This window comes from Arcobacter sp. L (assembly GCF_000284235.1).
GTDB lineage: Bacteria > Campylobacterota > Campylobacteria > Campylobacterales > Arcobacteraceae > Aliarcobacter > Aliarcobacter defluvii.
In genome coordinates, this window is record NC_017192.1 from 1,265,651 (window position 1) to 1,287,046 (window position 21,396).

Sequence of the window (21,396 nt, forward strand, 5' to 3'; positions counted from 1 at the left end):
ATTTATAAAATCTTTTTTAACTGATTTTTTATAATAACAGGCACAAAAAACATAGAAACAACATAAGAGATAAGTGTTCCTCCTATTAGTGCAACTCCAAGCCCTCCAAATACTGCATCATTTGCAATCAAGGCACTAGCAAATACCATCGTTAAAACTGTTAAAATAATAGGTTTTGATCTTGTAGCTGTTGCTTTTGCTATTGCTTCATTTATTGTAAGATTTTTTTCAATTACAAGTTGTTTTGAAAAATCTATAATTAATGTTGAATTTCTTGAATTTATTCCAATAAGCCCAATAAATCCTATAAGTGAAGTTGCTGTTAAATAAAATGTATCTGGTGTTATTAAATCCATAATTACATGAGCAAAGATAACTCCAATAATTGAAATAAAACTAGATAATACAATTCCACCTGATATTGCAAAACTTTTATAATACATAACCATTAAGAAAAATATTAAAACAAGTGCAATGATAAAAGCTCCACCTAAATCAATAAATGTATCAATTGTAACTTTTAATTCTCCATCAAATACTAAATCAAATCTCTCTTTTGTTTTTTTATCAATAAATGAAAGATTTAACATATTTGTTTTTATTACTTCATAATCATTATTTAAAGTATCTAACATTTCATCTCTTGCATTTAATAGAGGATAAATTTGGCTATCTTTAGAAGTTTCAGCAATAACATTTATCATTAGATTTAGATTTTTTGATGTAATTGTTGGCTCTTTTATAATTTCATTTATTTTTACTAATTCAGAAATATTTATCATATTTCCATCTTTATTCATAAGTTTTAGATTTTCTAATTTAGCGATTAATGCCTCTTTTGAAGAATCTTTTAAAGTTCTAGAATCATCAAGCCTTAAAAATACTGGAATCTGACTTTGCACATTTTTATTATTTACAACAGCAACATTCATACCTTCAAATGCTAAATATAAGATATTTTTTAATTGGTCTAAATCAACTTTACTCATGATAACTTTGCTATTATCAACTTCAAGCTCATACATTATAAAATCATCATCAGCTAATACATCAATATCAACTAAAGTTGTTTGATGTTTTAAAATTTGAGCTATTTTTAACGCAAAATCTCTTCTACTTTCGAAACTATTTCCACCATAAATTTCAGATACTATGGAAGCAAGTACAGGAGGACCAGCTGGAAGTTCAATGAATTTAATATTTGCATTATATAAAGCACATTTTTCTTGAACATTTTTTCTTAATTGACTTACTAAATTGTAACTTGTAATATCTCTATCTTTTGCTTTTTTAATATTTACCATTATTTCAGCTTGAGATTCTTTATCTTTTAAAGCACTTTGTTTAACTAATGCTGCAAAATCAAGAGGTTGACCTTCTCCTAAAAAAGCTGAAATATTTGTAATATTTTCATCTTTTTGAAGATTTTTTACTATACATTGTGTTACTTCTTTTGTTTGACTTAAACTTGAACCATCTTTTAAGTCAACATAGATTGAAAAAGTATCTGAATCTTTGCTTGGAAGCATTTTTGCTTTTGTTATGTGTGTTGGAAAAGTTAAAACACTTAAAACAAATAAAATAAAAGTTATTAAATAAACTAAATATGACTTTGTTTTGCTTTGTAAAATATTATATATAAATTTTTCTAATTTCATTTTAAATACCTTACAAAAATTTTTTTACAAAATATGGAGTAAAAGCATAAGCAACAAACAGTGACATAGCTAAAGAAATAGGCACAAACACTGGAAGTGGATGCATAAATTGACCCATCATACCACCAACAAAAAACATAGGAATAAATGTCATTATAATAGCAATCGTAGCTATATTTGTAGCATTTCCTATCTCATTTGTTGCATTTATTGATAAAATAGTTATATCTGTATTTGGAGACTCTTTTTTATGTCGATGAATATTTTCAATTACAATAATAGCCGCATCAACTAACATTCCCAGTGATACAATCAATGCAAAAAGTGTAATTCTATTGATAGTTTCACCTAAAAAGAAGCCTGTAAAAAGAGTTAATGATAAAATCATTGGAACCATCAATGAAACAATCATTGCTTCTTTTAAACCTAAAGTAAAAATAAGTAATATAGCTATGATTATTATAGAAATTAATAGATTCATAACAAGTTCATTTACAGCATTATTAGCAGTATATCCATCATCTCTTGTAATAGTGTATTTTATATTTTTTGCTAATAATTCATCTTTTATTGAATCCATATAAGAAAAGATTTCTTTATTAATTGTAACAGAATTTGAACCTTTTAATTTTGAAGCACTAAGAGTAATTTGATTTGATTCTTCAAAATCTTCAATAACATCTCTTAAATAAATCAAAGCTTCTTTTTTATTTTGTATATCATAAGATTTTTCTATTGTTGCTATATCTTTTAAATAAATTGGTGTTTGGAAATTGTAAGAGATGATTAGGTTTTCTAAATCTTTTACATTTTCAATTGCTTGTTTTATTCCAAAAACAACAATGTTTTTATCATTTGTATTTGTTGTAATATTTGGTGTTTGATATGATAAAGCTTGAATTTGTTTCATAACTTGTCCTAAAGATAAGTTATAGCTTGAAAGTTTATTTGAATCAACTAAAACATTAAATTGGTCTTTATGTTCACCTTTCAAATCAACAAGAGCAACATTTTTTATTTTATTTATCTCTTTTGAAATACGACTAACTTCATTATAAAGTTCAGTTTTTGAAACTAGATCTTTATCATCTTGTTTTGCACTATAAAATGCAATTGTAGCTATTGGAATATCTGTATCAATATCCATAGTTTTTATTATTGGTTGCATTGTATTTTGTGGCATTAAATCCATATTTCTCATAACTTGATCATAAAGTTTTAGATTTGAAATCTCTTTATTTTCTCCAATATAATATTGAACTTGTACAATTCCCACTGAATCTTTTGCAAAAGAGTAGATATTTTCAACACCTTGAATCTCTCTAATTTTCTTTTCAAGTGGTTCAATAACTACTTTTTGAATTTCACTAGGTTTTGCTCCTGGAAGTGCAACTATAACAACTCCACCACTTACTTTTATTTGTGGATTTTCTTCTCTTGGCATTATTAGAAGTGAAATATATCCTAAAGCTAAAATAAATATTCCAAAAATCATTGTAAGAGGATGATTTATAAAAGATAAGGAAAGTTTTCCTGCGATATTCAAATTTTTATCAAAATTATTATTCATCAACTCTTCCTAATTTTCTAAATTAAGCAAAATTTTTGAATACATTCCAGGATAGATATTAAAATCTTTTTTATCAAAACTAATTTTTAGTATAAATGAGTGCGTTAAATCAACTGTATTTGGAATAACAGCACTTATTGTTCCTTGTGTTTTAAAGTTTTGAGAAGTGATTTCAAGATCGACTTTTTGACCAAGTTTTATATTATTTAGATTTGATTCTGAAATATTTGTTTTTATTAATAAAGTTGATAAATCAGTTAAAACAAACGCTGGCATTCCAGGCATCGACATTTCACCAGCTTTTATAGATTTTTTGATAATTAGTCCATCATTTGGAGCTTTGATTTTTAGATAATCATATTGTGTATTTATCTCTTTTAATTTTGCTTTTGTAATATCTAACATATTTTTTGTATTTGCTAAATTTAACTCCATTTGTTCAACTTCATAACGTGATACTAAATCTTGCTCTAATAGATTTTTATATCTTTTTAGATTTACTTCTATATTATTTTTTTGATTTTGTAAAATTTGAAGATTTAGTTCTATCTCTTTTTTATTTGAATCAATATTTGATGAGTCAATTTCGTATAAAATATCACCTTTTTTTACATTTGAACCTTCTTTTACATAAACTTCTTTTATGTAACCCATATTTCTGCTTGTTATGATTTTTTCATTATCTGATTCTACAGTTCCTGATAATTCTATTTGATTTCCAGCAAATAAATTTATACAAAAAAGTGTTGTTAAAAGTGCTTTTATCATTAGTTATTTTCCTCTTTAATATTTTGCCCTAAAATAAGATTTATATTTGCTAAAGCAAGAGATTTTTCATATCTTGCTTGAATTAACATAGATTCATTTTTTCTAAAATTTGCTTCTTGTGAAAGTAGAGTTGTCATAGAAATTAATCTATTTTTATACTGTAATTTTGCTTGCTCTAGTACATTACTTGCTAAGTTTTTTGCTTCAACTTTCTCTTTTAAAATAGCATCTTTAGCTTCTAAATCTAAAATTGCTTTTTTTAGTTCTAGTTTTATTGCATCTTTTAATTTTTCTTGATTTAAAGTTGCTTTTGCATATTCAATTTTTGATTTCTCTTTTTCAATATCTCTTGTTCCATCAAATAAAGTAAGTGAAATTCCAACTAAAGCCATATAATAATCTTTATCATCATCAAGTGTTAATTTATTATCGTTATAACCATATTCTAAATGAGAATAAACAGTTGGATAATATGCACTTTTTGCTATTTCAATACTTTTTTTAGTTGCATTTACTTGAATATCTTGCATTTTAACTTCATCTCTATTTTCTAATGCTTTTTTATATAATTCTTTTTCATTTGGAAAATGGAAATATCTATTTTCAAGTTCTTGTACATCATTTATTTCATCATTTGAACTAAGAAATCTAAGGTATGCTAAGGCTAATTGAAAATTGTTTTTTGCTTCAATTAAACTAGCATTTATATTAAGCTCATAAACTTTTGCTTCATTTACATCAATTTTTGTTACAAAGCCTTCTTTATGAAAGGCATTTGCACCTTCAACTATTTTAGAAACAGCAATTTTTCCTTTTTCTAAAGCTTGCACAAAATCTTTTGCAACAACTGCACTATTGTATGCTTTTAAAACTTCAAGTTCTAAAGTTTTTTTATCAAGATTATATTTTAGTTCATTTGCTTTTTCTTGAAGTTTTAAAATATCTTTTTGATTAGATAGTTTAAAACCAGTAAAAAGTGGAATGTCATAAGTGATTTTTGTATTGAAATTGTTTCTAGCATCTGGATAATTTAAATCTACAGGTTGAATATCAAAATTACTCATATCTCCCACTTGAGCAAAACCAAAATCTCTAAAAGTTGCTTCTCTTGAAGAGAGTTTTGAATTAAAAACATATCCAGCATGATTTGTTCTACTAAATTCTTCAGTTATTGCTAATTTTCCATAATTTATAGAATCAATCATTTGTGAATCAAGTTTAGAAGAATCAATATTTAATTGTTGTTGTTGTAAATCCTTACTATTTTTCAAAGTTTGTTCCAAAACTTCATCAAAGTTTACACTTTGAGCATAAGTCATAGTTGCTAGGATTAAAGATAAATAAATCTTATGCATAAAAAGTATTCCTATTTTAATTTAAGTTTCTTATATTATATTGTAAAAAAGGTAATTATATCATTTATATTATAAAATAAAATTATATATAATTAATAGTTTTTATAATTATAATATATGATTATTTAAAGAATTTTATAGATATAATTATTTTTTTAAATTTGATAAAAAAACTTTTAATATTTTAATAAATATTTTAAACTTATGTTTATCTATTTTTTCTTAAAATTTATAGTTTTTGTATAAAAGGTCTATAATGAAAAAAATGTCCAAAATACCACTTGTGATTTTTCTTTTAATTTCATATTTATATTCAAATTCTCAAGAAAGATTAATACCAGCTATTACACCTATTGAGTGGCTAAAAACAAATATAAATAATCCAAAAGTTGTAATTGTTGATTTACGTCCTTATGATGAATATCAGAAAGGTCATCTTAAAAATGCAGTAAATATTCCAGGTTTAAAATCCTTATTTGATGAAAACTTTTTTATGCCAAAACTTGATATTTTAAAAAAAATATTTAGTGATGCAGGAATAGATTCAGAAAAATTAGTTGTTGCATATGATAATGGTGATTTTATTTGGGCAGCTAGATTTTATTGGATACTTCAAACTTTAGGTCATGAAAATGTTGGGATTTTAAAAGTTGCTTATGGAAAAGAACTGATGAATAATTTTGAAATTTCAACACAAGACACAGTTGCTTTAAAAAGTGAATTTATTCCAAGAATTGATAACTCAAAAATAGAAACAAAATTAAGTACTTTACTTTCAATAGGAAATAAAACTATTATTGATGGAAGACAAGAAGAACATTATGATGGTAAAAAATCAATAGCAAAAAGATTTGGACATATTCCAACAGCCAAAAACTATGCTTGTACACAAAATTTCCAAGTAAATACAACAGGAAATAAAATGAGAGAACTTTCAGAGTTAAAAGAAATTTATAAAGATATACCAAAAGATAAAAAAGTTCTTTTATATTGTGATGGTGGTGCTGATGCAGCGTTAAATTATATAGTTTTACAAGAATTGGGATATAAAGCTGCTGTTTATGATGGTTCTTGGGCGGAATGGGGAAATGATGACTCTGTTCCAATTGAAAATCCATCTAAAAAGTAGTTTGAAAATATGAAAGATTCCATAAAAAGTAAATTAATTCTTATTATTTTAGCTGTAACTTCAATCACGAGTGCTTTAGGTTATATTGGATTTGTTTCTTGGTATATGAATGAACAATACAAAAAAACCTTAGAATTATCAAATACTATTGGAATTGTTATCTCTCAAGATGTTGGAAAACTTATTCTTTTAGATGATGTATCAGCAGCAGCTGATATATCGACTCAATTAAAATCTTTTACAAATCTTCAAAAGTTAGTTTTATACAAAAAAGATGCAAATGCAATACTTCAGTACAATATAGATAATAAAAGTTTTCAGGTAGAAAAAATAAATTTTGATAATATTGATAAAATTCTTAAATTTGATAATTTAGTAAAAATCTATCATAAAGTAATCTATCAAGGAACTTATTTGGGTGTTGTATCATTTGAGTTCAAAATAGAATCTTTAAGTGATATTATAAAAAGAGACATTTTCATAATAATCTTGATTTTTTTATATGCTTTAGGAGTTTCTTTTTTACTTGCAAATTTTTTTGCTACAAAATTTACAGAACCAATTTTAAAATTAGTTTGTTTTCTTGAAAGAATTGATAAAACAGAAGCGTTAAGTAAAAGAGTTATTACAAATGAAACAAATGAATTTGGAAAACTCTATAAAGAAGTAAATAAAATGTTAGAAAGAATTGAAAATTCTTATTATGTATTAAAGGTTGCTTCTGCTGCTTTTGAGACACAAAGTGGAATGATAATAACTGATGCAAAACAAAAAATAATTCAAGTAAATAAATCATTTACAAAAATAACGGGATATACTTTAGATGAAGTTATAGGAAAAACTCCAGCTATTTTAAAATCAGGATTACATGATATAAATTTTTATAAAAATATGTATGATTCTTTAGAAAAGAATAACTTCTGGATAGGAGAAATAAATAATTTAAGAAAAGATGGAACAATTATTAATGAACATTTAATTATTCAATCAGTTTTAAATGATAAAGGTGAAATAATTTATTATATAGCATCTTTTTTAGATACAACTAAACAAAAAGAGATAGAAAACCAACTAGAAATAAATCAACAACTTTTATTACAACAATCTAAACTTGCTGCTATGGGAGAAATGTTAGAAAATATTGCCCATCAATGGAGACAACCACTTTCAACAATCACTACATTAACCTCAGGTATTCTTTTAAATAAAGAGTTGAATATTTTAGACGATAATTTCTTGAAAGAAGGATTAAATAATATTACGAAATCAGCAAATTATATGTCTAAAACTATAGATGATTTTAGAGACTTTTATAACAATAAAATAGAAAAAAAAGAGTTCTTTATATCTGAATCTATTGAAAAATCTTTAGTGTTATTGTCTTCAAGACTTAGAAAGAAAGATATTGTAGTTATAAAGGATATAAAAAATATTTCTATTTTAGGTTATGAGAATGAACTTATTCAAGTTTATATGAATATTTTAAGTAATGCAATAGATTCTTTAGAAAATCTGAATGAAAATGTAAAACTCATTAAAATTAGTTCAAAAATAGAAAATAATAATTTAATTTTAGAATTTTTAGATAATGCAGGTGGAGTTAGAGAAGATATTATAAATAAAATTTTTGATAGTCATTTTAGTACAAAAGATAAAAAAGTTGGCTCAGGAATAGGTTTATATATGTCTAAAATAATTATAGATAAATCAAAAGGTGAATTAAAAGTTTCAAATAAAACTTTTATGTATGAAAATAAAAGTTATATAGGTGCAAATTTTATTATTGTTTTACCTCTTAAATAAATATTTATTTAAAGGATTGTGCTAGATTTCCAATTATTAATTGCCATCCATCAATTACAATAAAAAAGATAATCTTTATAGGCAAGGATATCATAACAGGTGGTAACATCATCATCCCTAAGCTCATAAGAATTGAAGCTACAATAATATCAATAACTAAAAAAGGTAAAAATATTAAAAATCCAATTTCAAAAGCAGTTCTTAATTCACTTACAATAAATGCTGGCATTAATAAAGTTAAAGGTACATCATCTATATTTTTAGGATTTGGTTCTTTTTTTATTCTATAAAATAGTGCTAAATCAGCTTCTCTTGTATTTTTAATCATAAAATCTTTAAATGGTTTAACACCTTTTTCAAAAGCTTCTTCATAACCAATCTTTTCATCCATATATGGAACTACACCATCTTTCCAAGATTGTTTTGCATAAGGTTCCATAATAAAAATAGTTAAAATTAAAGATAAAGAAATAACAACTTGAGTAGGAGGTGTTTGTTGCAATCCCATTGCTTGTCTTAATAAAGAAAATACTATTACAATTCTTGTAAATGAAGTAACCATAAGTATTAACGTTGGAGCTAATACCATTAAAGTTAGAATAATCGCAATATTGATAGTTTTTACAAATTGTGCTGGTTCATTTAGTGCTGCAACTGATAAGTTTACAATTGGTGCTGTATCTTCTGCAAATGCAAAAATAGAAAAAAACAAAAGAGAAATTATAATTTTCAAAAAAAATCCTATTTAAAAAATGAAGCCAATATTATCTAAAAAATCTTTAAAAGGGTATTCATTATTTAGTTTGCTCAGGAATAGAGATATATCCTAAATCATATAATTTATCATAAATTTTGCTTGCTATATCACCTGCTGCTTCTCCACCATGTCCTCCATGCTCTTCAATAACTGTTACTACATATTGTGGATTTTCAAATGGTGCATAAGTTGTAATCCACGCATGTGATCTTTCAAAATATTTTAACTCGCTCTCTTTCATTCTAACTTTTTCAGATTGAGGAATAGATACAACTTGAGCTGTACCTGTTTTTGATGCAATTGTAACTTTTGATCTAATATGTCTGCTTGCTGTTCCTTTTGGTGCATAAGAAACATCATACATACCTTTTCTCATAATATCCAAATATGATGAAGGAATATCAAGTTCTTTAGGTTCTTCATAATTTGCTTTATAAAAATGTGGTTTTGGAAGTTTCCCTGTAGCTATATAACTTGTATATCTTGCAATTTGAAGAGGTGTTACTAACATATTCCCTTGACCTATAGATGTGATAACTGTTTCTCCCACGTACCAAGGTTGATTGTACTTTTTTTCTTTCCATTCTTTATTTGGATTTACTCCTACAAACTCATTTATTTGATCAACTCCTGTTTGTTGTCCAAATCCTAATTTATCTAAAGTGTGAGAAATTTTATTTATTCCTATTTTTAGACTTCCTTTATAAAAAAAATCATCACAACTTTCACTTATTGCTTTTCTAAAATTAACTGTTCCATGTCCAGTTGATTTCCAACATCTAAAATTTCTATTTCCAATAGGAAGAGAACCAGAGCAATTTACTGTAAAATTTTCTTTGATACCATTTTCTAAAAATGATAAACCAACTCCCATTTTTATAACTGAACCAGGAGGATATAAACCATTTATAATTTTATTTGTAAAAGGATGGTTAAAATCATTTCTCATCTCATTCCATTCTTTTACAGAAATACCTCTTGCAAAGATATTATTATCAAATTCAGGAAAAGATGCTGCAGCAAGTAATTCTCCATTTCTTGCATCCATTACAACAATTGCACCACTTTTCCCTGTGAATAACTCTTGAATATATCTTTGAAGATTTATATCAAGAGTAATTTTAATATTGTTATCAATTGAAGCTTCTTTTTCATTTAATATTTCTATTTCTTGATTTAAAGCATTTACCTTAACATCTTTGTAACCCATTTCTCCTTGAAGTTTTGAGTTATAATATTTTTCTAAACCATTTTTCCCAATAATTCCATTATATGAAGATAAGCTATTATTTAAAATATCATATTTTGAGGCTTTACCTACATAACCAATTATATGTGAAGCTACTTCTTTTTGTGGATAATATCTTTTTGATGAAGATTCAATTTTTATATCATCTTCTGAAGCTAAAATGGTATATTTTGAAAAAAATTCTTCATAAGGAACAAAATCAATTATTTGAATAAAATCATGATTATATGAGGAATCATTTTTTTTATACTCTTTTATTAATTTATCTTTTTCATATTGAGGTAAATTTTTTACAATTAAATCGATGGTTTTTTCTAATTGTTCTTTATTCTTATATGAACTTAGATGTGGTTTTACTAATACAGAAAACCCCATTTCATTAATGGCCAATTTTTCACCATTTCTATCTTCAATAATTCCTCTAATAGGTATTTTATTAACTCTATTTATGTAGTTATTTTTAGACAATTCTTCATAATATGTATTTGATTTTATGCTTAAAAAATAGATTCTTGAAAGTAGGGTAACTATTATTGCTATGATTATTAAAAAAATTATGTTTAATCTTATGTTCAAAGAAAGACTCCAAAAAATATTAAATCTATGATTAAATTTACAACTAATGATAAAAATATTCGTTCATCCATACCAAAAGATAAAGACCACATAATAATTAGACCAATATAGAAAAAAAGTATATAAATATAACTATTTGTTAAATTATATGAAGTTGAATTATCAACTTTTGGCAGAATAAAAATATAAATAAATAAAGATAAAAGGCTTAATGAAAATGGTTTTAATCCACTATTAATTTCGATAAATAAAAATGCCAAAATAACAAAAGTTAATGAATACAAATATCTTTTTTTTAAACATCTATAAAAAGCTGTAAAAATTATTCCAGCAAGCATTATAAGTAAAAAATGTATAGATGCAATAGTATTAACAGTAATTGCAATAACTAATACAATAAATAAAAATAATGGATTATCTAGGTTGTTTCTTGTCATATAAATTTATGCTTTATTTTTTGATTGAGTGATGATTATATTATAAAAACTCTTATAAAACCTCAAATTCTATTTTGTGTTTTATTTTTTAACTTTTCATCAATATCTTTTTTATTATTTGATAAATCATAAATAAAGGAAAAAATTTCTGCAACAGCTTTATACATAGAACCTGGTATCTCTTTATCAATATCAATCTGAGATAAAAGTTCTATTAAATCTTCATCTTTTTGAATAGGAATATTATTTTCTTTTGCAATTTTTATGATATTAGATGCAGTTTCCCCTTTTCCTTTTGCTGTTAATTTTGGTGCATTATCTTTTTCAATATCATATTTTAGTGCAACGGCTTTTTGTACAAAGTTTTTATTTATATTTTCTTGCATTTTTATACTCTTATATCAATTCCAGAACTAATACTTTGATTATAGGCATTATTCATATAGACTTGTGTTGGTTTATTCTCTTTTTTTTCATCTTCATTCATATCAAGAAGTTTGATATTTACTGGAATTAAATTTACACTATTTAAAGCAATTTTTAATTTTTGCATATTATCTCTAATTGCAACTTTGAAATGTTCTCTTTGGGCATATATTGTTAAATCAAGTTTATTTTTATCATATAATCCCAGCATTAAATCAACTTTTCCAAAATCTTTTAATGTAAGATTAATTTGACAATAAAATTTATCTTCTTCACCTTTTTTCATATTTATTGTTCCATCTTCCATCATTTCCCAAAAAAATGGAAGATAAACATAATTTGAATTTGAAGTTAAAGAAGTTAATTGATGATAATCTATTTGCGTTAAGAGTTTATCAATTTGTTTTGATATATCTTGAGATTTTGCATCAGTTTTTGAAGATAAATCATCTTGCATTTGTAATAAAACAGATTTCATATCATCTGTAATTTTTACATCTGTTTTAGGATTATTTGATATATCTTGAATTATATGTTCAACTTTATCTACTAATTTTGTTAGATGATTTTGTAAATTTGAATTATTAGGATTTAATACTTCTAAGCTCTCTTTTAAATTGTTTAAAAGAGGAGTTAAATTTGATGCAAAATTATTTGAAAATGTACTTAAATTATTTGAAGAAGTAAGAAGATTTTGTAAATTCTCACCTTTTACAAATAAATCAGGCATTTTTAAAAGATTATCAATCATTGGTAAAATATTTTTATTTTGTAAAATAGGACTTTGAATAATATCATTTTTAATTTGACCTAATAACTCTTTAGTTTGTGTATTAATCACTTCTTTTGTTTGTAGATTTTGTAAAGGAGCATCTTGGGTCATCAGAGTATTTAGTTGAGTTGAAAGATTTGCTAAACTTTGTGTTTGAGTTGGAGTTAATGAATTATTTAAATTTTGTAAAGCTGTTGTAAGAGATTTTAAATTATTAGTAAATTCTACATTTGTATTTGTAGTTTGATTACTATTTTGTGGAGTTTGTAAAAGTTTATTTAAAAGCTCATTTACTTGTTTTGCTTGAGGTGTATTTATATCTTTTACTAAATTTTGAATTTGATTTAAAACACTATTTTCTACTTTTGATTCTACTAAAGAGCCATTATTTACCAAAGAATTTAGTTGAGTTGAAAGATTTGCTAAATTTTGTGTTTGAGTTGGAGTTAATGAACTATTTAAATTTTGTAAAGCTGTTGTAAGAGATTTTAAATTATTAGTAAATTCTACATTTGTATTTGTAGTTTGATTACTATTTTGTGGAGTTTGTAAAAGTTTATTTAAAAGCTCATTTACCTGTTTTGCTTGAGGTGTATTTATATCTTTTACTAAATTTTGTATTTGATTTAAAATAGTTTCAAGTTTTGTATTTGAATTTTGTGATAATTTTGATTCTAAAAATACACCAGAATTTTTGAGTTGTTCTTTTAATGTATTTGCATCCATATCTTTTATATTTTTTAAAAAATTTTCAATTAATGGTTTAAATTTTTGTAAATTTTCATCTTCAGAAATATTTTCAAGTAAATTTGATAAGTTTGAAGATACATTTCCTAAATCTTTAAAAATATTAGAATTTTTTAAAATATTTTCAATAGTTGTGTTTGATTTTGTTCCATCTTTTAGATTAGTAAATAACTCTTTTAATACATCAGTTGCAGATGTAGAGTTATTTTTAACCATTTGTTCTAAACTTTTAGTATCTGCTTCTTTTAATACATCTTTTAGAACTTTGTTATCATTTGTAGTAAGAATATTTAATAAAGTACTATTTGAAACTAACATGAGTTAAGTATAACATAATCTAAACAGGAATTAAACACTTTTTTAGTTATACTTTTTTTATGAAAAGAAGAACTTTTATTAAATTTACTACTGTTTGGGCTCTTTTATTATCTTCAAATATAGTAATTGCAAGAATTATTTCAAAAAATAATTTAATCATTTTGGATGAAATACTGAATATAATCTTTCCAAAAACTTCAACAATGCCAAGTGCAAAAGAGTTTAAAGCATTAAATTATTTAGTTCAAAATATTTCACATAAAACTTTTGATGATGATGACAAGGTTTTGATTGTTGATGGAACAAAAGATTTTATTGAAAGTTTTCCAGATTTTTTGAATTTGAAAGAAGATGAAAAAAAAGAGTTGATTTTTAGAATTATAAAAAATAGTTCTTATGCAAAATCTTGGATTTCGAAACTTACATATTATGGAGTTGAAGCTATGTTTAGTGATCCAATTTATGGTGGAAATTTTGAACAAATTGGATGGAATAGTGTAAAACATAATATTGGCTATCCACGACCTTTAAAGACTTACGGACAAAAAATATGATATATGATGTTTGTGTTATTGGAAGTGGAGCAGGTGCTGGTCCAATAATCTATGAATTAAGTCATGCTGGTTTAAAAGTTTGTGTTTTAGAAAAAGGTGATATTTACAATGAAAAAGATTTTTCAAAAGATGAAATTGTAGTACGCCGTGATATTTATACACCAAATTTAAAAGAAGAATATCATACTATTGAAGAGTTTATTGATGGTTCTTGGCATAAATTTCCAACATATGAAAGTGGTTGGAGTTTTTGGAATGGCTCACTTCTTGGAGGTTCTTCAAACTTTATGAGTGGATATTTCCATAGACTTAAACCAAATGATTTTAAACTAGCTTCAATTTATGGAGTTCCAAAAAATTCAAATATTGTAGATTGGCCTATAAGTTATGAAGAGTTGGAACCATACTATACAAAAGTTGAAGAGCTTGTTGGAGTTTCTGGAAAGGTTCAAGAATATGCTTTTTTAGAACCAAGAAGTACAAAAGACTTTATATATCCATCATTAAATGAAAATAAAATAGTTGATTTGATAGATAAAGCTTGTTCTGATTTAGATTATACTTGTATAAAAACTCCAAGAGCAATTATTTCAAAACAAAAAGATTTTAGAAATCCTTGTTATTACTCAAATTATTGTGGTTCATATGCTTGTTCAAGTGGAGCAAAAGGAAGTTCACGGGCAAGTTTAATAAAAGATACACTTCTTACAAATGATGTTGAAATAATTCCAAATGCTTTTGTTATAAAGTTAAATACAACAACAGATAAAAAGATAAAAAGTGCTACATATTTAACAAAAAATGGAACTAAAAAAGAGCTTGAAGCAAAACTTTTTGTAGTTGCTGCTCAAGCTGTTGAAACTTCAAGATTATTACTTAACTCAAAAGATGAAAACTTTCCAAATGGAGTTGCAAATAATAGTGGAAATGTAGGTAAAAATTTTCTTTCAAGTAGTGGTGGAATAATTAGTGCTACTTTTGATGAAACACATCTTCCTTTAAAAGATTTACACGCTTCTGGACTTTTTGTAAATAGGTCAATTATGGATTGGTATTATACAAAAGAGTTCAAAGGAGGAGTTATTGATGTACTTTTTGAACATCAAAATCCTATACGAAGAGCTTCAAGTTTACGATGGAAAGAAAATGGAGATTTAAGAATAGGGGAAGAGTTACAAAACGCAATATTTGGAACCTTTACAAAAACAAGAACTTTAAATATGGAAATTTTTATTGATTGGACACCAAATGATAATGCTTTTATAAGTGTTGATGAAAAATATAAAGATAAATATGGCATTCCTGTTGCAAATATAAGAATTGGCGCTCATGAAAGAGATTTGAAAATTGCAAATTTTATAAAAGAAAAAGCACTTAAAGTTTTTGAAAAAATGGGTGGTAAAAATATAGTTTCAGATATATCAGCACTTCCATCTTCAAATTTACAAGCTGGTGGTTGTAGATTTGGAGATAATTCAAAAACTTCAGTTTTAAATAAAAATTGTCAAGCTCATGAAGTTTCAAATCTATTTGTAACAGATGGAAGTTTTATGCCAACAGGTGGAAGTGTTCCTTATACATTTACTATTTATGCCAATTCATTTAGAGTTGCAGAATACATAAAAAATAATTATAATAAGATAATAGTTTAAATAATTTTTTAAAATAAAGTTTGATATTATCTGCTGTTTAAAAAATGAGGAGTTTTTTTATGAAAAAAATAATAATAATTTCAAGTTTAGTTTTATATCTTTTTGCAAGTGATGATTATGTTCCTTTAAGTAATTTATCACAAGAAAAAAAAGTTGAATACAATTTTATAAATAAAAAAACTGAAATTAACACTGCTGGAAACAATGAATATGAAAAAATTGAAGATATAAATAAAAATGATAATATTCAAACATTTAAAGATGAAATAATTGAAGAAAAACAAGAACTATCAAAACCAATAAATAATGAGTTTGTAAAAGAATACAAAAAAGATAATATTTTAAAAGATGAAAAAAAAGTTTCTCAAAGTAATTTTAGTAAAGATTTTTCAATAACACCAAAATTAACATATTCTTTTTTGAAAACAGATATTTATGGTACTAATAAAGTTAGTGTTTTGGATGAAACAAATGAAGTTATTCCAGAAATATCTTTTAAATATAAAAATCATATATTAAAAGCTGATTTTATGGATTCAAAAGCATATTTTAATAATGTACTTTTAATTGGGTCTGATTTAGAAACGACAACAAAATGGAATAAACTATATTATCTATATAATTTTAAAAATGCAAATTTGGGTATAGCTTATAACAAATTTGATTTAGATTGGAAAGTTGTAAAATACAATGTTGTATTATCAAATACTGAAGAGTTTCCTACTTTAGAATTTCATATGAAAAATGAAGATGATAAACTGCAAGTTGAATATGGAGTTTCATATGGAAAAAATCATAATATAGATTATGTTTATGAGTATTATGTAAATCTAGGTTATAAATTACTAAATAATGATGCACTGATTTTAAGTGCAGGATATAAAAATAGAACATTAGATTTTGAAGATGATATAAATGGATATAAATTCCAATATAAAGGACCTATTTTAACTTTAGGTGCAACATTTTAAAACTTGAAACATTACACTTTGTAATATTTTATCTTCTATAAAAAACTTTTAGATATAATAAACTTTATTAGAAAAATAAGGTTTATTATATGCAAAATATCCAAATCTGGCATAATCCAAAATGTTCAAAATCAAGAAATGCAATGACACTTTTAGAAGAAAAAGGTATAAATGCTAATATTGTAAAATATCTAGAAACATCACCTTCAAAAGAGCAATTAAAAGATGTACTAAAAAAATTAAATATGAAAGCTAGTGAACTTTTAAGAACTGGTGAAGATATTTATAAAGAGTTAAATCTTAAAAATGTAATTGATGAAGAACAATTGATTGAAATTATGGTTGAACATCCAATTTTAATAGAAAGGCCAATTATTATAAAAGGCGATAAAGCTGTAATAGCAAGACCTATTGAAAAATTAGAAGAATTACTTAAATGACTTTTGAAATAAATGAAAAACAACAACGAATCAAATATATAAGAGTTTTAGAAAAATTTTTTACAAGAACTATTTCATTATTAAAAATAGAAAACTTTGATAAAGAATTATTTAAACAAAGAACTAAAAAAAATTATGAAGATATGAAAAAAACTCAAGAAGTTGAGTTATATTCAGAATATTATACAAATTTAAAAGTATTTATCTCAAAAACAGTAAATTATACACAAAATCATAGTGAAACTTTTGAGGAAGAAAGAGCAAACTTGTTAAAAGATGCAAATCTTCTTCAAAAAGAAAAAAATAAAAGTAATTATAAAAAAGATAAACATAAAAAACATAAATTTAATGATGGATATTAATGCAAGAAGAGTATAAAAGTTTTAAATTATCTGGAATTATAAAAAAAGTTCTTTATAAAAATGACGAAACAAAATACATAATTGCTGTTTTAGAAAATAATCAAAAAATTTGTGGTGCATATTTTGATACGGATATTGAAAAAATTGTAGGTGAAGAAGTTATATTAAAAGGAAATTGGATTACTCATAAAAAATATGGAGTTCAATTTGAATTTGATACTTTAGAACTTAAAGAAGCAGAAATGTTTTTTTTTCTTACAAAAATTGTAAAAGGTGTTGGAAAAAAATTTGCTCATGAACTTTTGGAAAAATATTCAGAAGATGAATTAGTTGAGATATTAAATGAAAGACCAAATGAACTTTTAGATTTCAAAGGAATAAAAGATAAAAAACTTGAAACTATTGTTTCTTCTTGGCAGAAATTTAAGCATTTACGTGAATTAGGTTCTTTTTTGGCAAAATTTGGAGTTACTTCAAATCTTATTACAAAAATATATTCAAGTTTAGGAGAAGTTGAAAATCTTATAGATAAAATCAAAGAAAATCCATATATTTTAATAAACATAAAAGGAATTGGATTTAAAAGAGCTGATGAAATAGCAAAATCTTTAGGAATTGACCCTAAATCAGAGTTTAGAATAATGGCTTGTTTAAACTATACTTTAAGAGAATATTGTGATAACAATGGAAATTCTTCAATAGATAAATTTCATTTGTACAAACTTTTAGATGAAAGTTTGAGATTTTCAAATGAAGAAACGTTATATGAACAAGCAATTTCAAAAATGCTTGTTGAAGAAAATATTTTTGTTACAAGTGAAAATAGGCTTGCTCTTTCAATGCTTTATTATGCTGAAAAAAGAATTTTAGATTTTTTTAGTAGACGAAAAAATGAAAAAAACAGAAAAATTATCGCAACCTTTGATGAATATTTAGTAAAAAAACAGCAGACTTTAGGATTTGATTTAAGTGAAGAGCAGAAAAAAGCAGTTGAACTTATAAATAATGGTGATAAAACGCTTTTTTTGATAGGTTATGCTGGAACTGGAAAATCAACTTCAAGTAGAGCAATACTGGAACTTCTTGAAGAAATTATGAGTTATGATGATATTATGACTATTGCACTTAGTGGAATAGCATCTCAAAGAATAAGTGATACAACAGGTTATAATTCTTCAACAATACAAAGCTTACTTGTAAAACATAAAGAGAAAGATTTTTTTCCATATAAAGCTATTTTACTTGATGAAGCTTCTATGGTAAATTCTGTAACTTTTTATCAAATTGTTTCAAAAATTGATGATGATACAATTTTTATAATTGTTGGAGATGATGGACAATTACCCGCAATTGGTGCTGGTAATGTATTAGCTGATGCTATAAAATATGAATTAGCTCCAATTTGCAAATTAACAAAAATTTATAGACAAAATGAAAATCAAGCAATAGCTGTAATTGCAAATGATATAAGAAAAGGTGAATTACCTGATTATAAACAAGAGTATGAAGATTTTAAATTTATTGATGTTTCTATTTCAAATTATTATTCAAGAAAAAATTCAGTTTCTACAAATGAATTTGCTGATTTAAGAGGTGAAAATAGTGAATATATTTTAAATAATATTTTAAATATTTCTTCAACTTATATACAAGATTATTATGATTTTATAAAAAAGAAAAAAATATCAAAAGCTTTGACACTTTTTCAAGTAATTACTCCTATGAAAGGTGGGATTTTAGGTGTTGATAATTTAAATATTCAACTTCAAAAACTTTTTAATCATACAAAAGGAAAAGCTTTTGTATCAAAAATTTATGAATATAAATTAACAGATAAAGTTATTCATATAAAAAATGAAAATATGCGAGCTCAAACAATGAGTATGTATAAAAATGCTTCAACTGATTTTTTAGAAAGAAGAGTTTATAACGGTCAATTAGGACTTATAATAAAGCTTGATTTTGATGAAGAAAAATGTATTGTTTTATATCCAAATGATGATATGGTTGTATTTTATGATTTTGAAAATGTACATCATCTATTATCTTTAGCTTATTGCTTAACTATTCATAAAACTCAAGGTATGGAATATGATAATGCTTTAATTCCTATGAGTTTTTCTCACTATATTATGCATAATACTAAGCTTTTATACACTGCAATTACAAGAGCAAAAAAGATGTGCTTTATTGTAGGAGAAGAAGAAGCTTTTAAAAGTGCTTGTAAAAAACTTGAAATCACTATTAGAGAATCAGTTATAAATGATTTATTAAGTAAAAAAGAGCTAAATATTGACTCTTCTAATATAGAAATGATTAGCGTTTAACGAACATAAAAGCAACTTTTTTGTATTATCTCTAAAATTTTTAAGAGGATTATATTTTATGATAACGTGGATGCAAAGACACAAGAAGTGGCTAGTAATTACTATTTGGATAAGTACAATTGCATTCGTTGGAGCTGGATTTGTTGGTTGGGGTTCTTACGAGTATGGAAAACAAGGCGGAGTAGTAGCAGTTGTTGGTGATAGAGAAATTTCTGTTGAAGAGTATCAACAAGAGTATTCAAATCTTTATGATCAATATTCAAGAATGTTCGGAACAATGTTTAACAAAGAATTAGCTGAACAACTAAAATTAAAAGATGTAGCTTTAAGACAAGCTTTACAAAAAAATCTAATTATGTCTTATGGAGATTCTTTAGGTTTAGATGTTACAAATGAAGAAATTGCTAAAGAGTTACTAAAATATCAAGCTTTCACAAAAGATGGTAAATTTGATAAAGAGACTTATATAAGAGTTTTAGCTCAAAATAGAATGACACCAAAAGATTTTGAAGAATCTTTAAAAAGAGGTCTATTATTACAAAAAGTTCAAAAATTATTTGAAATAAATCCTACTTCAAATGAAATTGAAAATATTAGTAAATTACTTTTTTTAGAAGATGATATTAGTTTTAAAATTTTGTCAATAAATGATATCTCAGTTGATTTAAAAGATGATGAACTAAAAAAATACTGGGAAGAAAATAAAAATTCTTATATGTCAGAAGTTTCATATGATTTACAAATAAAAGAGATACCTTTAGCTTCTTCTAATCCAACAGAAGATGAAATTAAAACTCATTATGAAAAATTTAAAATTGATTATAAACATGAAGATGGAAAAATTAAGTCTTTAGAAGAAGCAAGAGAACAAATAATTAAAGATTTAGATGAAAAATTTACAAAAACAGAAGCTTTAAAAATATATTTAAAACTTAAAAAAGATGAAGATAAATTTGATCTTACTCAAAATTTTGTACAAACTCAACTTCCTTATTCATCAGAAAATAATTTAAAAATTGAAGAATCAAAAGATTTAGAAATTGTAAAACCATTTTTTGAAAATAATAAATATTATATTGTAAAAGTAGTTAAGAAAAATCCTTCAATTACCTTGACTTTTGAACAAGCTTTAGTTCAAGTAAAAACTGATTTTGAAAAAGTATTAAAATCAAAAAAATTAGAAGAAATTGCAAATTCAACACTAAAAGATTTTAAAGGTGAAGAGATTTCAGGTATTACAAGAGAATCAATTACAAAAATCCCTGGTTTAGAACAACAAGAAGCAGCTAAATTTTTAAATCAATTATTTTCTGCAACTACAAAAGAAGGAATTGTAAAATTAGACAATAAAATAGTTCTTTTTAGAATTAATAATTCAAAAATGGCTGATTATAATAAAACAAAAGATGACGTTGTAAAAGGAACAATAATCCAACTTCAAGAAGAAGAATTAATGTTAAACCTAATGAAAAAATTAGAAAATACTTTTACTATTCAATCTTCAATCCAAGAAAAGGAGTAATAA

The 21,396-nt window shown here is 24.6% G+C and carries 18 protein-coding genes; 9 read left to right on the top strand and 9 right to left on the bottom strand.

Features of this window, described 5'->3' with window-relative positions; translation table 11 throughout:
• Window positions 1–2: 2 nt before the first annotated feature.
• Genes ABLL_RS06335 through ABLL_RS06350 form a run of 4 tightly spaced genes read right to left on the bottom strand, consistent with a single transcriptional unit; the run spans window position 3 to window position 5,351 of the window.
• Window positions 3–1,658, bottom strand: a complete 1,656-nt coding sequence (locus tag ABLL_RS06335; RefSeq protein WP_014473953.1) for an efflux RND transporter permease subunit — start codon at window positions 1,656–1,658, stop codon at window positions 3–5.
• A 10-nt stretch (window positions 1,659–1,668) separates the two neighbouring features.
• Window positions 1,669–3,228, bottom strand: coding sequence for an efflux RND transporter permease subunit (locus tag ABLL_RS06340; RefSeq protein WP_014473954.1), 1,560 nt, complete (start codon window positions 3,226–3,228; stop codon window positions 1,669–1,671).
• Between the two features lie 9 nt (window positions 3,229–3,237).
• Window positions 3,238–3,996, bottom strand: a complete 759-nt coding sequence (locus ABLL_RS06345; protein WP_014473955.1) for an efflux RND transporter periplasmic adaptor subunit — start codon at window positions 3,994–3,996, stop codon at window positions 3,238–3,240.
• Window positions 3,996–5,351, bottom strand: coding sequence for a TolC family protein (locus ABLL_RS06350; RefSeq protein ID WP_014473956.1), 1,356 nt, complete (start codon window positions 5,349–5,351; stop codon window positions 3,996–3,998). The genes ABLL_RS06345 and ABLL_RS06350 overlap by 1 nt, the downstream gene beginning before the upstream one ends.
• Before the next feature lie 256 nt (window positions 5,352–5,607).
• Between ABLL_RS06350 and ABLL_RS06355 the strand changes: the two genes are divergently transcribed.
• Together ABLL_RS06355 and ABLL_RS14670 are read left to right on the top strand one after the other, a co-directional pair.
• Window positions 5,608–6,480, top strand: a complete 873-nt coding sequence (locus ABLL_RS06355) for a sulfurtransferase (protein ID WP_014473957.1) — start codon at window positions 5,608–5,610, stop codon at window positions 6,478–6,480.
• Window positions 6,481–6,489: 9 nt separating this feature from the next.
• Window positions 6,490–8,283 (top strand): HAMP domain-containing sensor histidine kinase, encoded by a 1,794-nt coding sequence (locus tag ABLL_RS14670; protein WP_014473958.1) that lies wholly within the window; start codon window positions 6,490–6,492, stop codon window positions 8,281–8,283.
• Window positions 8,284–8,287: 4 nt separating this feature from the next.
• On the opposite strand, the gene fliP is transcribed toward ABLL_RS14670, so the two are convergent.
• From fliP to ABLL_RS14675, 5 genes are all read right to left on the bottom strand, one after another.
• The gene (fliP, locus tag ABLL_RS06365; protein ID WP_014473959.1) at window positions 8,288–9,016 is read right to left on the bottom strand and encodes a flagellar type III secretion system pore protein FliP; all 729 of its coding nucleotides are present in this window, start codon (window positions 9,014–9,016) and stop codon (window positions 8,288–8,290) included.
• A gap of 61 nt (window positions 9,017–9,077) precedes the next feature.
• Complete coding sequence (gene mrdA / locus ABLL_RS06370; protein ID WP_014473960.1) at window positions 9,078–10,865, bottom strand: penicillin-binding protein 2; 1,788 nt, start codon at window positions 10,863–10,865, stop codon at window positions 9,078–9,080.
• Window positions 10,862–11,302 (bottom strand): hypothetical protein, encoded by a 441-nt coding sequence (locus tag ABLL_RS06375; protein WP_014473961.1) that lies wholly within the window; start codon window positions 11,300–11,302, stop codon window positions 10,862–10,864. Before ABLL_RS06375 ends, mrdA begins: the two co-directional genes overlap by 4 nt.
• Before the next feature lie 62 nt (window positions 11,303–11,364).
• Window positions 11,365–11,688: an EscU/YscU/HrcU family type III secretion system export apparatus switch protein gene (locus ABLL_RS06380; RefSeq protein WP_014473962.1), complete on the bottom strand. Its 324-nt coding sequence runs from the start codon at window positions 11,686–11,688 to the stop codon at window positions 11,365–11,367.
• A 2-nt stretch (window positions 11,689–11,690) separates the two neighbouring features.
• Window positions 11,691–13,565: a flagellar hook-length control protein FliK gene (locus tag ABLL_RS14675; protein WP_014473963.1), complete on the bottom strand. Its 1,875-nt coding sequence runs from the start codon at window positions 13,563–13,565 to the stop codon at window positions 11,691–11,693.
• Between the two features lie 59 nt (window positions 13,566–13,624).
• Between ABLL_RS14675 and ABLL_RS06390 the strand changes: the two genes are divergently transcribed.
• The 7 genes from ABLL_RS06390 to ABLL_RS06420 all read left to right on the top strand — a co-directional run bounded on the left by ABLL_RS06390 (window position 13,625) and on the right by ABLL_RS06420 (window position 21,393).
• On the top strand, window positions 13,625–14,119 hold the full coding sequence (locus ABLL_RS06390; RefSeq protein ID WP_014473964.1) for a gluconate 2-dehydrogenase subunit 3 family protein: 495 nt from the start codon (window positions 13,625–13,627) through the stop codon (window positions 14,117–14,119).
• A complete protein-coding gene (locus ABLL_RS06395; protein ID WP_014473965.1) occupies window positions 14,116–15,771 on the top strand; it encodes a GMC oxidoreductase in 1,656 nt (551 codons plus the stop codon). The genes ABLL_RS06390 and ABLL_RS06395 overlap by 4 nt, the downstream gene beginning before the upstream one ends.
• A 59-nt stretch (window positions 15,772–15,830) precedes the next feature.
• Window positions 15,831–16,742, top strand: a complete 912-nt coding sequence (locus ABLL_RS06400) for a hypothetical protein (protein ID WP_014473966.1) — start codon at window positions 15,831–15,833, stop codon at window positions 16,740–16,742.
• Between the two features lie 89 nt (window positions 16,743–16,831).
• Window positions 16,832–17,182 carry an arsenate reductase (glutaredoxin) gene (arsC, locus tag ABLL_RS06405; RefSeq protein WP_014473967.1) on the top strand — a complete coding sequence of 117 codons (351 nt, stop codon included), beginning with the start codon at window positions 16,832–16,834 and terminating at the stop codon, window positions 17,180–17,182.
• On the top strand, window positions 17,179–17,544 hold the full coding sequence (locus ABLL_RS06410; RefSeq protein WP_014473968.1) for a hypothetical protein: 366 nt from the start codon (window positions 17,179–17,181) through the stop codon (window positions 17,542–17,544). Before arsC ends, ABLL_RS06410 begins: the two co-directional genes overlap by 4 nt.
• Window positions 17,544–19,871 carry an AAA family ATPase gene (locus ABLL_RS06415; protein ID WP_014473969.1) on the top strand — a complete coding sequence of 776 codons (2,328 nt, stop codon included), beginning with the start codon at window positions 17,544–17,546 and terminating at the stop codon, window positions 19,869–19,871. The genes ABLL_RS06410 and ABLL_RS06415 overlap by 1 nt, the downstream gene beginning before the upstream one ends.
• A 58-nt stretch (window positions 19,872–19,929) precedes the next feature.
• Entirely contained in the window at window positions 19,930–21,393 is a 1,464-nt protein-coding gene (locus tag ABLL_RS06420) for a peptidylprolyl isomerase (RefSeq protein ID WP_014473970.1), read from the top strand.
• Window positions 21,394–21,396 lie beyond the last annotated feature (3 nt).

Excerpts from the sequence above, each read along its gene's own strand:
- ABLL_RS06335 (WP_014473953.1), bottom strand. The coding sequence starts at position 1,658 with ATGAAATTAGAAAAATTTATATATAATATTTTACAAAGCAAAACAAAG.
- ABLL_RS06340 (WP_014473954.1), bottom strand. The coding sequence starts at position 3,228 with ATGAATAATAATTTTGATAAAAATTTGAATATCGCAGGAAAACTTTCC.
- ABLL_RS06345 (WP_014473955.1), bottom strand. The coding sequence starts at position 3,996 with ATGATAAAAGCACTTTTAACAACACTTTTTTGTATAAATTTATTTGCT.
- ABLL_RS06350 (WP_014473956.1), bottom strand. The coding sequence starts at position 5,351 with ATGCATAAGATTTATTTATCTTTAATCCTAGCAACTATGACTTATGCT.
- ABLL_RS06355 (WP_014473957.1), top strand. The coding sequence starts at position 5,608 with ATGAAAAAAATGTCCAAAATACCACTTGTGATTTTTCTTTTAATTTCA.
- ABLL_RS14670 (WP_014473958.1), top strand. The coding sequence starts at position 6,490 with ATGAAAGATTCCATAAAAAGTAAATTAATTCTTATTATTTTAGCTGTA.
- ABLL_RS06375 (WP_014473961.1), bottom strand. The coding sequence starts at position 11,302 with ATGACAAGAAACAACCTAGATAATCCATTATTTTTATTTATTGTATTA.
- ABLL_RS06380 (WP_014473962.1), bottom strand. The coding sequence starts at position 11,688 with ATGCAAGAAAATATAAATAAAAACTTTGTACAAAAAGCCGTTGCACTA.
- ABLL_RS14675 (WP_014473963.1), bottom strand. The coding sequence starts at position 13,565 with ATGTTAGTTTCAAATAGTACTTTATTAAATATTCTTACTACAAATGAT.
- ABLL_RS06390 (WP_014473964.1), top strand. The coding sequence starts at position 13,625 with ATGAAAAGAAGAACTTTTATTAAATTTACTACTGTTTGGGCTCTTTTA.
- ABLL_RS06395 (WP_014473965.1), top strand. The coding sequence starts at position 14,116 with ATGATATATGATGTTTGTGTTATTGGAAGTGGAGCAGGTGCTGGTCCA.
- ABLL_RS06400 (WP_014473966.1), top strand. The coding sequence starts at position 15,831 with ATGAAAAAAATAATAATAATTTCAAGTTTAGTTTTATATCTTTTTGCA.
- arsC (WP_014473967.1), top strand. The coding sequence starts at position 16,832 with ATGCAAAATATCCAAATCTGGCATAATCCAAAATGTTCAAAATCAAGA.
- ABLL_RS06410 (WP_014473968.1), top strand. The coding sequence starts at position 17,179 with ATGACTTTTGAAATAAATGAAAAACAACAACGAATCAAATATATAAGA.
- ABLL_RS06415 (WP_014473969.1), top strand. The coding sequence starts at position 17,544 with ATGCAAGAAGAGTATAAAAGTTTTAAATTATCTGGAATTATAAAAAAA.
- ABLL_RS06420 (WP_014473970.1), top strand. The coding sequence starts at position 19,930 with ATGATAACGTGGATGCAAAGACACAAGAAGTGGCTAGTAATTACTATT.